An 8,729-nucleotide genomic window follows, 5' to 3' on the forward strand; every position below is an offset into this window, starting at 1 on the left:
GCCGGGCGGCGAGCCGCTGCACGCGCTGGTCCATGCGGGGACACGCAGTTTCGAGTTGCGCAGCACGGCGCTGGAGCGGGGCGGACAGGTGATCGGCTTTACCGACGTCACCGCCATGGTGCGCGCGCAGGCGGGATTGCAGGAAACCGCCGAGACGCTGGAGCGCCGGGTGGCCGAGCGCACCGCCGAACTGGAGGCCGAAGTCGCCGAACGCCGGGCGATCGAGGCGCAATTGCGCGACGCCAAGACGGCGGCGGAAAAGGCGAACCTGTCCAAGACCAGCTTTCTGGCCGCCGCCAGCCACGACCTGCTCCAGCCGCTCAACGCCGCGCGGCTGTTCGTCGCGGCGCTGGGCGACCGGCGGCTGGCGCTGCCGACCCGCGCACTGGTCAACCAGACATCGACCGCGCTCGATTCGGTCGAGGATCTGCTGGAGGCGCTGCTGGAGATCAGCCGTCTGGACGCGGGCGCGATCCAGCCGGAGATTGGCGATTTCCGGCTCGACCGGCTGCTCGACACACTGCGCGTCGAATTTGCGCCGATGGCGCGCGCGGGCGGGCTGGAACTGGCGATCACCAGCGAACCGGCCTGGGTCCGGTCCGACATCAGGCTGCTGCGGCGCATCCTCCAGAATTTCCTGTCCAACGCGCTGCGCTATACCCAGCAGGGATCGGTGCGGGTGGATTGCACAACCGGACCCGATGGCGTGCGCATCAGCGTGGTCGATAGCGGTCCCGGCATTGCGCTGGACAAGCAGGCTTTGGTGTTCGAGGAGTTTCGCCGTCTCGACAGCCGCACCAGCGGCAAGGGGCTGGGGCTGGCGATCGTCAAGCGGGCGAGCGACATGCTGGGCCACCCGATCACGCTCGATTCAGCGCCCGGTCGGGGATCAACCTTTGCGATTTGCCTGCCTGCGGGTCAGCCCGTGGCTGATCCCGACGGCGAGCCGGACATAGTCGGGCGTGATCGCACCATGCGTGGCCTGAACGTGCTGGTGATCGACAATGAACGGGCGATCCAGACGGGTATGTGTACCTTATTGGGGGGCTGGGGCTGCACCGTGCAGGCGGCGGGCGGCTTTGCCGATGCGATCGCCCTGTTCGCAGGCGATACGAGGCCCGACATCATCCTGATCGACTATCATCTGCATGATGGCGAGACAGGCGACCAGGTGATCGACCGGCTGCGTGCCTATTTTGGCGGGCCGGTGCCGGCGGTCATGATTTCGGCCGATCGCGGCAAGGATCTGAAGGTCAGGCTGGACGCCTGCGGCATCCCGCTGCTGGGCAAGCCGGTCAAGCCCGCGCAGTTGCGCGCGCTGTTGCGGACGATGCTGAAATAGACCGCCTGTCGCGCCGGGTCAGTCGACGCGGAAATGTACCCGGTTTGCCTTGATCACTGCCTGGGTGCGGCTGAGCACGCCCAATTTTTGCAGGATGGCGGACACATGCGCCTTGATCGTGGTCATCGACACATTGAGGTCATGGGCGATCTGTTTGTTGAGGCGGCCGTTGACCAGATGGCCGAGCACGGTTTTCTGCTGCGGGGTCAGGCTGTCGATCCGGCGGGTGATATCATCCTCATCAGCGGATGGCACCGCGCCTTCGCCCATGGTTTCGGGCAGGTAGATTTCGCCCGACACTACCCGGTGCAGGGCATCGACGATCGCACTGCGCTTCAAGGATTTGGGGATGAACCCCGCCGCGCCCGCCGCCAGCGCCTCCTGCACGATCGCGCGGTCGAACGCGCCCGATACCATCACCACCGGCAGGATCGGAAAGCGATCGCGCAGCAGCTTGAGGCCATCGAGTCGCCGCACGTCGGGAATGTGGAGGTCGAGCAGGATGAGATCGAAATTATCCTGCTTTTCCAGTGTGGCGATCGCCTCTTCGAGGCTGGCCGCCTCGAAAATCTCGATATTGTCGAAGCTGATCGCGATCACGCTGCGCAACCCGTCGCGCACCAGCGGATGATCATCGACGATCAGCACCCGCTCCATGATGGCTTCGCCGCCCATATATTGGCCCATATCCTGCCCCCGGCCCAAATGATCGGCCAAGTCATGGGACGTGGCAAGCCGCAATATAGCTGGCGGCGGTGCCGGAGCGTGCATCGCATAGCTGCCGCGTCCCATGACGATCATGACCTACTCTCCTTTATGACTTCGGTAGCTTGAACACCCAGAGCGCGCCGCCCTGATTAATGTCCTTGAACGATTTGGCGACTTCGCCGCCCCACAAAGGCACAGCGCCGCCCCAGCCGGACATGACGGCGACATATTGTTCGCCATCCTGTTCCCATGTGACGGGCGAACCGACCACGCCGGACCCGGTCTGGAATTTCCACAATTCCTGCCCGGTTTTTGCGTCAAACGCCTTGAGGAAACCTTCGGGCGTGCCGGTGAACACCAGATTGCCGCCGGTGGTCAGCACTCCGCCCCACAGCGGCGCATTATTCTTATATTCCCACATGATCTTGCCGGTCTTGGGGTCCATCGCCCGCAAGGCACCGATATGATCGTCGGCGATCGACTTGATGGTGAAGCCCGCGCCCAGATAGGCCGCGCCCTTCTTGTAGGCGATCGGTTCGTTCCAGATGTCCATGCCCCAGTCGTTGGACGGAATGTAGAAGAGGCCGGTGTCGTGGCTATAGGCCATCGGCATCCAGTTCTTGCCGCCCAGGAAGGATGGCGAGGCGAATACAGGCTTGCCCTTGGCATCGCCCGGCGCTGGCGGGCGGCCTTCGGGAATGACATTGGGCTTGCCATTCTTGTTGAAGCCATTGGCCCAGGTCGTCTGCATCACGAATTTATGCGCGCCGATAAACTTGCCGTTGGTGCGGTCGAGGACGAAGAAATAGCCGTTGCGGTCGGCCTTGGCCCCCAGCTTCATGGGCTTGCCGTTGATGGTGGCGTCGAAGGGGATGAATTCATTGACCCCGTCGAAATCCCAGCCGTCATGCGGCGTGGTCTGGAAATGCCATTTGATGACGCCGGTGGCCGGGTCGATCGCCAAAGTGGAGGCGGTGTAGAGATTGTCGCCGGGGCGCAGATGGCTGTTCCACGGGGCCGGGTTGCCGGTGCCGAAGAAGAGCAGGTTGGTGTCGGGATCATAGGTGCCGCCCAGCCAGGTCGCGCCGCCGCCGCTCTTCCACAGATCGCCCTGCCAGGTCGCGTTGAGCTTGCCGGTGATGCCATTATCCTTGCCCTTCAGCGTGCCCATATGGCCTTCGATCACCGGGCGGTGCCAGATCAGTTCGCCGGTATTGACGTCGCGCGCATCAACCGCGCCGACGACGCCGAATTCACCGCCCGAATTGCCGGTGATGACCATGCCGTTGACGATCAGCGGCGCGGCAGTGGCGCTATAGCCTTCCTTGTAATCGGCAATCTGCTTGTTCCAGATCACCTTGCCCGTGTTGCGATTGAGCGCCACCAGCCGGGCGTCGAGCGTGGCGAAGATAATCTTGTCGCCGTAGATCGCCGCGCCCCGGTTGACCACATCGCAGCAGGGCATGATGCCGTCGGGCAGGCGGGCGTCATATTGCCATTTTTCCTCGCCGGTGCGCGCGTCGAAGGCGAACAGGCGCGAATAGCTGCCGGTCACATAGATGGTGCCGTCATAGACGATCGGCTGCGCTTCCTGGCCGCGCTGCTTTTCCCCACCCAGCGAGGCGGCGAAGGCGGGCACCATCTTCGACACGTTACTGCTGTTGATGGCGTTCAGGCTGCTGAAGCGGTGCGCCTGCGGTCCCATGCCATAGGTCAGCACGTCGCCCGTCGATTTCGCATCATTCATCAGATCCGCATCGGTCGGCCCGCTCTGTGCCACCAGCGGCGCGGCCCCCATCGCCAGCGTGATCGCAGCGACGCCCGACAGCGCCCGCATGATCGGTCCCTTCATAACCATCCTCCCTGTGTGTACGGGCGCATTGGACGCCCCCGGTTTATATGCAGACTATGCCGGTCCTGATCCGCGACAATTGGACCTTGGGTCGGGATATTGAGGGTCGACCCCTCAACCCGCGGCGTTGGCCGCAGTCCAGCTGACGCCATAGCGCGCGAACAGCGCTTTCATCTCGCCGCTCGCGGCCATGGCGGTGACGATTTCCTCGACCGCATCGCCCAGCGTGCGGCTGTTTTCCCTGACCGCCATGCCGATGTCCCAGCCGGGCGAGGTGAAGGCTGGCAGCGGTCCCCGGCGCAGGGTGACGCGGCCAGCGCCCGCGCGGTGCAGCCCATGTTCGATCTGCGCCCGGCTCGCCAATACCGCGTCCGCCTGCCCGGCGGTCACCGCCGCCACCGCAGCCGATCCGGTCGGATAATGGACGACATCCCTGGCCAATATGCCGCCGAACGAGCCGATCAGATAGAAGTCGGGAATCGAGTCCAGTTCAGCCGCCAGCCTGCGGCCGCGCCATTCGGTCGGCATTCCTTCCAGCGCCATCGCGCCACCGACACCGGCCAGCGCGAAACTTTCGCGATAATAGGGCGCGACGATCGCGACCTGATCATTGCGCGCGGCGAAGCTGCGGTCGAAGGGGACATGCAGCATCAGGTCGCCGGGCATGAAGCCCAGCAGCCCGCCCTTCCACACGCCGTTGCGCAGGTCATCATCGACGCTTTCGTCGGCGACCAGTTGCGCCACGTCGGCACGCACGCCCAGCTTGGCGGCGATCGCCTGCGCCAGATCCGCGTCCAGGCCGACGATCTTGCCGCCCTCCTCCCATGACCATGGCCGGTTGTCCTGATAGACCACCACCCGCAAAGTGCCGAGCGCCTTGACCTTCGCCAGCGGGGCTGCGCCGCCCCGGCCCGCCGCCAGTGCAAGCGCTGCGCCTGCCCCGCCGATCAGGGCGCGGCGGCTGAGCATCGCCCTATCCCTCATGCTTGGTTTCAAGCCAGGCGCGGATGGCCCAGCCCGCCTTCTGCCCCAGCACGTCGCCAAAGGGCGGCATATAGACTTTGCCGTCATGGCTGGAGCCGTGGCGGAAGCGTTCGGCAAACCATTGGTCGCCCGACTCGCCTGCCTCCAGATAGCGCAGGTCCGGCGCGATGCCGCCGGATTCGGCGTCCAGCCCGTGGCAGCGTGCGCAATTCTGGCCATAGGCCGACTGGCCGATCTCGATCGCCTTGGCATTGCCGCTATAGGGGTTCTTCTCCAGCCAGGCGTCGCCAATCTCCGGCAGCGCGGTCGTATCGACCGCCTGCGGCGTGACGTCGCCATGCGCCAGCAGCGCGCTCGCCCCGGTCATGCCCAGCGTGGCGATGGCACCCAACAGCGTGATCCGTCCCAGTTTCATATGCCTCATCCTCTCACGCGGATTCTTGTTGGCGCTGAATATCGGGCAAGGCGATCGCGCGGCCCATTGGCCATTGGTACAATCCCGCCCATGCCCGGCAGCCGATAGGATGCGGGCAAAGAGGCGAGAGGATCATGCCCATGAAGCGCATCATTATGGCCGCCTTGGCTGCCGGGATGGTCCTGCCCGTCGCAGCGCAGGGGGAGGCACTCTATGTCTCCAACGAGCGCGGCGACAGCGTGTCGGTGGTCGATACCGCGTCGGGGCGGGTCACCGCGACATGGGCCGTGGGCGGCCGCCCGCGTGGGATCACTTTGTCGAAGGATGGCCGCTTCATCTATCTGTGTGCCAGCGCCGACCATGCGGTGCAGGTGATCGACCGCGCCACCGGCAGGCTGGTCGCCGAATTGCCGTCGGGGCAGGACCCGGAGCAATTTTTCCTCTCCCGCGATGGGGCGACCCTGTTTGTCGCCAATGAAGATGATGCCGCGCTGACCGCAATCGATCTGGCCAGCCGCACCGTCGCCTTTCAGGTCGATGTCGGCGGCGAGCCGGAGGGGGTGGCGCAAAGCCCGGACGGCCTGTGGGTGGCGGTGACCTCCGAAGAGGATGGAGTCGTCAACTGGATCGACATTGCTGCGCGCAGGATGGTCGCCGAAACCCCGACCGACCAGCGCCCGCGCCATGTCGAATTTACCGCCGACGGGGCGCAACTATGGGTGGCGGCGGAAATTGGCGGCACGGTCCAGATCATCGACACGAAAACGCGGCAGGTGCGCGAGACGCTGCGCTTTGAAATTCCGGGCGTTGCGGCGCACCGCATCCTGCCGTGCGGCATCCGCTTCACCCCCGATGGCAGGACCGCCATCGTCGCGCTGGGCCGGGCCGATCATGTCGCGCTGGTCGATGTCGCGACCCGCACCGTCCGTGCCTATGTGCCGGTGGGCAGGCGGGTGTGGCATGTCGCGGTCAGCGCCGACGGGACGCAGGCCTATACGGCCAACGGGCTATCCGATTCGGTATCGGTGATCGACCTGGCCAAGGCGCAGGTGGTGGCGACCATCGCGGTCGGGGCTGCGCCCTGGGGCATCGTCGCCGCGCCCTGAAGGTCAGGCTGCGCGATTGCGGCAGCGTGCGCCAGATGGCATGGCGGAATGATGACACGCATTGGCCTGCTCGGTGGCTCCTTCAACCCGGCCCATGGCGGGCATCGCGCGATTTCGCTATTTGCGGCCAGGGCGCTGGGGCTGGACGAAGTGTGGTGGCTGGTGTCGCCGGGCAATCCGCTCAAGCCCCGTGCGGGGATGGCCCCCCTGCCCGCCAGGCTGGCCCATGCCCGCACGGTCGCGCGCCGCGCGCCGATTCGCGCCACCGCGATCGAGGCGCAGCTGGGCACCCGCTACACCGCCGATACGCTGCGCGCGCTGACCCGTCGTTACCCGCGCAATCGCTTCATCTGGTTGATGGGGGCCGATAATCTGGCGCAGTTCAGCCAGTGGAAAGACTGGCGCGGCATCGCCCGGCAAATGCCCATTGCCGTGATCGCCCGTCCGGGCTATGATGATGCCGCTCGTAGCTCTGTGGCCATGAGCTGGCTGCGGCGCTTCGTCCTGCCCGCTTGCCAGAAAGCAGGCTGGACGAATTGGAGACCGCCGGCGCTCGTGCTATTGCGCTTTCGCCCTGATCCAAGATCGGCGACCCTGTTTCGGCAGGCGAACCCCCTCTGGCATCGCGAATATGAACAAGCACGTGTGCGGGACCCGCTCACGCGTCGGCTGATCGTCTAGAATGGAGCTTTTTTGACCAGACCCCTTATTGCCAACGATACGGCCGCAGCGGCCGATAGCGTGGCTGCCCTGCACGCCCTCGTCATGCAGTCGCTCGACGACGACCAGGCCCAGGAAACCATCTCCATCCCCCTCGAAGGCAAGAGCAGCATCGCCGATTATATGGTGATTGCGAGCGGCCGTTCATCACGCCAGGTCGCAGCGATCGCCCAGCATCTGGCCGAGCGGGTCAAGAAAGGCACGGGCCGTTCGTGCCGCATCGAAGGGCTGCCGGTCGCCGACTGGGTGCTGATCGACGCAGGCGATGTGATCGTCCACCTGTTCCGGCCCGAAGTGCGCAGCTTCTACAATCTGGAACGGATGTGGGGCTTTGTCGACGCACCGGTGGCGGGGACGGCGTAAAACGCGCTTCCACTGGCGCGCGGTGACAGGGTAGGAGGGGCCATGCTCCTCCATATCATCGCGCGCGGGAAGATCGGGCGGTCGCCCGAAGCCGATCTGGTCGACCGCTATGTCAAGCGGCTGACCATGCCGCACAGGATCACCGAAATGCCCGATCGCGGCGGCAAGCTGCCGCCGGTCGCCCCCGGCACCGTTACGGTGATGCTGGACGAAAAGGGCAAGCAGCTGTCCTCCATGGACTTTGCCCGGCGGATCGAGGGCTGGCGCGACGCGGGAACGCGCGAATGCCGCTTCCTGATCGGCGCCGCGGATGGCTTCGATGACGCCGACCGGGCGAATGCGGACCTGCTGATCGCCTTTGGCAACATGACCTGGCCGCACATGATGGCCCGCGCGATGCTGGCCGAACAATTGTGGCGGGCCTGCTCCATCCTTGCCAACCACCCCTATCATCGCGAAGGATAGGACGGTGAAACGGGGCAGGATCATGATCGCGATGCTGGCGGGCCTTGGAGCCTTGGCCGCATCGCGACTGCCCGCCGCCGATGATGGGGCGATCATCCTGCCGGGGACGGCCGGGACCACGTTGCAACAGGAACAGGCCGCGCTGAAGGCGGCGCGTCGCCAGTCGGAAGAGGCGCGGGATCGTTCCGCGCGGCTAGACCAGCAGGCCGGAGCCGCGCGGGACGAGGCCGAACAGGCGCGCCGTCGCGCCGCCGCCATCGCCGCGCGCATCCAGCAGGCCGAAGCCGACATAGCCGCATCGCAGGCGCGCATCGCCATCGTCGCGCGGATGCAGCGGGCGCAGGCGGCGCGGCTGGCGGCCAAACAGGAACCGGTGGTACGCTTGACCGCCGCGCTCCAGATGATGGCGCGCCGTCCGCTGGCACTGGCGCTGGTGCAGCCCGGTTCAGTAACCGATGCGGTGCATATGCGCGCGGTGCTGGGGCAGGTGCTGCCCGTGATCCGCCAGCGGACGGCGGGGCTGCGCGCCGAACTCGAGCGCAGCCGGGCGTTGCGCGCGACGGCGCAACAGGCCGCCGACGCGCTGGCCCGCAGCCAGCAGCAGCGCAAGGATCGGCAGGCGCAACTCGCCGCGCTGGAAACACAGAAGCGGATCGCGGCGCGCGACTATCGCGCCAATGCGGGGCTGGAGAGCGAACGTGCGCTGGCGCTGGGCGAGCGGGCGCGCGACATTGTCGACCTGATGGACCGGCTGGAGGAAGCGGGCGACCTGCG

General features: G+C 66.0%; 9 protein-coding genes and 1 pseudogene. 6 read left to right on the forward strand and 4 right to left on the reverse strand.

From position 1 onward, the window contains the following. Positions 1 to 1,342, forward strand: a 1,342-nt coding sequence (locus EBBID32_RS17490) for an ATP-binding response regulator (protein ID WP_037491564.1), incomplete at its 5' end; no start/stop codon positions are given. Between the two features lie 18 nt (positions 1,343 to 1,360). Here EBBID32_RS17490 and EBBID32_RS17495 read toward each other — a convergent pair. From EBBID32_RS17495 to pedF, 4 genes are all read right to left on the reverse strand, one after another. Continuing rightward, positions 1,361 to 2,143 (reverse strand): response regulator, encoded by a 783-nt coding sequence (locus EBBID32_RS17495; protein WP_006962267.1) that lies wholly within the window; start codon positions 2,141 to 2,143, stop codon positions 1,361 to 1,363. A 13-nt stretch (positions 2,144 to 2,156) separates the two neighbouring features. Further along, positions 2,157 to 3,902 carry a methanol/ethanol family PQQ-dependent dehydrogenase gene (locus tag EBBID32_RS17500; RefSeq protein WP_006962269.1) on the reverse strand — a complete coding sequence of 582 codons (1,746 nt, stop codon included), beginning with the start codon at positions 3,900 to 3,902 and terminating at the stop codon, positions 2,157 to 2,159. A gap of 114 nt (positions 3,903 to 4,016) precedes the next feature. Then, the gene (locus tag EBBID32_RS17505; RefSeq protein WP_006962271.1) at positions 4,017 to 4,871 is read right to left on the reverse strand and encodes a substrate-binding periplasmic protein; all 855 of its coding nucleotides are present in this window, start codon (positions 4,869 to 4,871) and stop codon (positions 4,017 to 4,019) included. Between the two features lie 4 nt (positions 4,872 to 4,875). Beyond that, positions 4,876 to 5,301, reverse strand: coding sequence for a cytochrome c-550 PedF (gene pedF / locus EBBID32_RS17510; protein WP_006962273.1), 426 nt, complete (start codon positions 5,299 to 5,301; stop codon positions 4,876 to 4,878). Between the two features lie 140 nt (positions 5,302 to 5,441). On the opposite strand from pedF, the gene EBBID32_RS17515 reads away from it, so the two are divergent. The 5 genes and pseudogenes from EBBID32_RS17515 to EBBID32_RS17535 all read left to right on the forward strand — a co-directional run. Further along, on the forward strand, positions 5,442 to 6,407 hold the full coding sequence (locus EBBID32_RS17515) for a PQQ-dependent catabolism-associated beta-propeller protein (RefSeq protein ID WP_006962277.1): 966 nt from the start codon (positions 5,442 to 5,444) through the stop codon (positions 6,405 to 6,407). 48 nt (positions 6,408 to 6,455) lie between these two features. Next, on the forward strand, positions 6,456 to 7,088 hold the full coding sequence (locus EBBID32_RS17520) for a nicotinate-nucleotide adenylyltransferase (RefSeq protein WP_269213203.1): 633 nt from the start codon (positions 6,456 to 6,458) through the stop codon (positions 7,086 to 7,088). Positions 7,089 to 7,100: 12 nt separating this feature from the next. After that, entirely contained in the window at positions 7,101 to 7,490 is a 390-nt protein-coding gene (rsfS, locus tag EBBID32_RS17525; protein ID WP_006962280.1) for a ribosome silencing factor, read from the forward strand. 42 nt (positions 7,491 to 7,532) lie between these two features. After that, positions 7,533 to 7,955 carry a 23S rRNA (pseudouridine(1915)-N(3))-methyltransferase RlmH gene (locus tag EBBID32_RS17530; protein WP_006962282.1) on the forward strand — a complete coding sequence of 141 codons (423 nt, stop codon included), beginning with the start codon at positions 7,533 to 7,535 and terminating at the stop codon, positions 7,953 to 7,955. A 22-nt stretch (positions 7,956 to 7,977) separates the two neighbouring features. After that, positions 7,978 to 8,729: pseudogene (locus EBBID32_RS17535) on the forward strand (metalloendopeptidase); the annotation flags it as partial.

This window comes from Sphingobium indicum BiD32, assembly GCF_000382885.1.
Lineage (GTDB): Bacteria > Pseudomonadota > Alphaproteobacteria > Sphingomonadales > Sphingomonadaceae > Sphingobium > Sphingobium japonicum_C.

Coding starts and splice junctions, on each gene's coding strand:
- EBBID32_RS17500 (WP_006962269.1), bottom strand. CDS start 3,902: ATGAAGGGACCGATCATGCGGGCGCTGTCGGGCGTCGCTGCGATCACG.
- EBBID32_RS17530 (WP_006962282.1), top strand. CDS start 7,533: ATGCTCCTCCATATCATCGCGCGCGGGAAGATCGGGCGGTCGCCCGAA.
- EBBID32_RS17520 (WP_269213203.1), top strand. CDS start 6,456: ATGATGACACGCATTGGCCTGCTCGGTGGCTCCTTCAACCCGGCCCAT.
- EBBID32_RS17515 (WP_006962277.1), top strand. CDS start 5,442: ATGAAGCGCATCATTATGGCCGCCTTGGCTGCCGGGATGGTCCTGCCC.
- pedF (WP_006962273.1), bottom strand. CDS start 5,301: ATGAAACTGGGACGGATCACGCTGTTGGGTGCCATCGCCACGCTGGGC.
- EBBID32_RS17505 (WP_006962271.1), bottom strand. CDS start 4,871: ATGCTCAGCCGCCGCGCCCTGATCGGCGGGGCAGGCGCAGCGCTTGCA.
- EBBID32_RS17495 (WP_006962267.1), bottom strand. CDS start 2,143: ATGATCGTCATGGGACGCGGCAGCTATGCGATGCACGCTCCGGCACCG.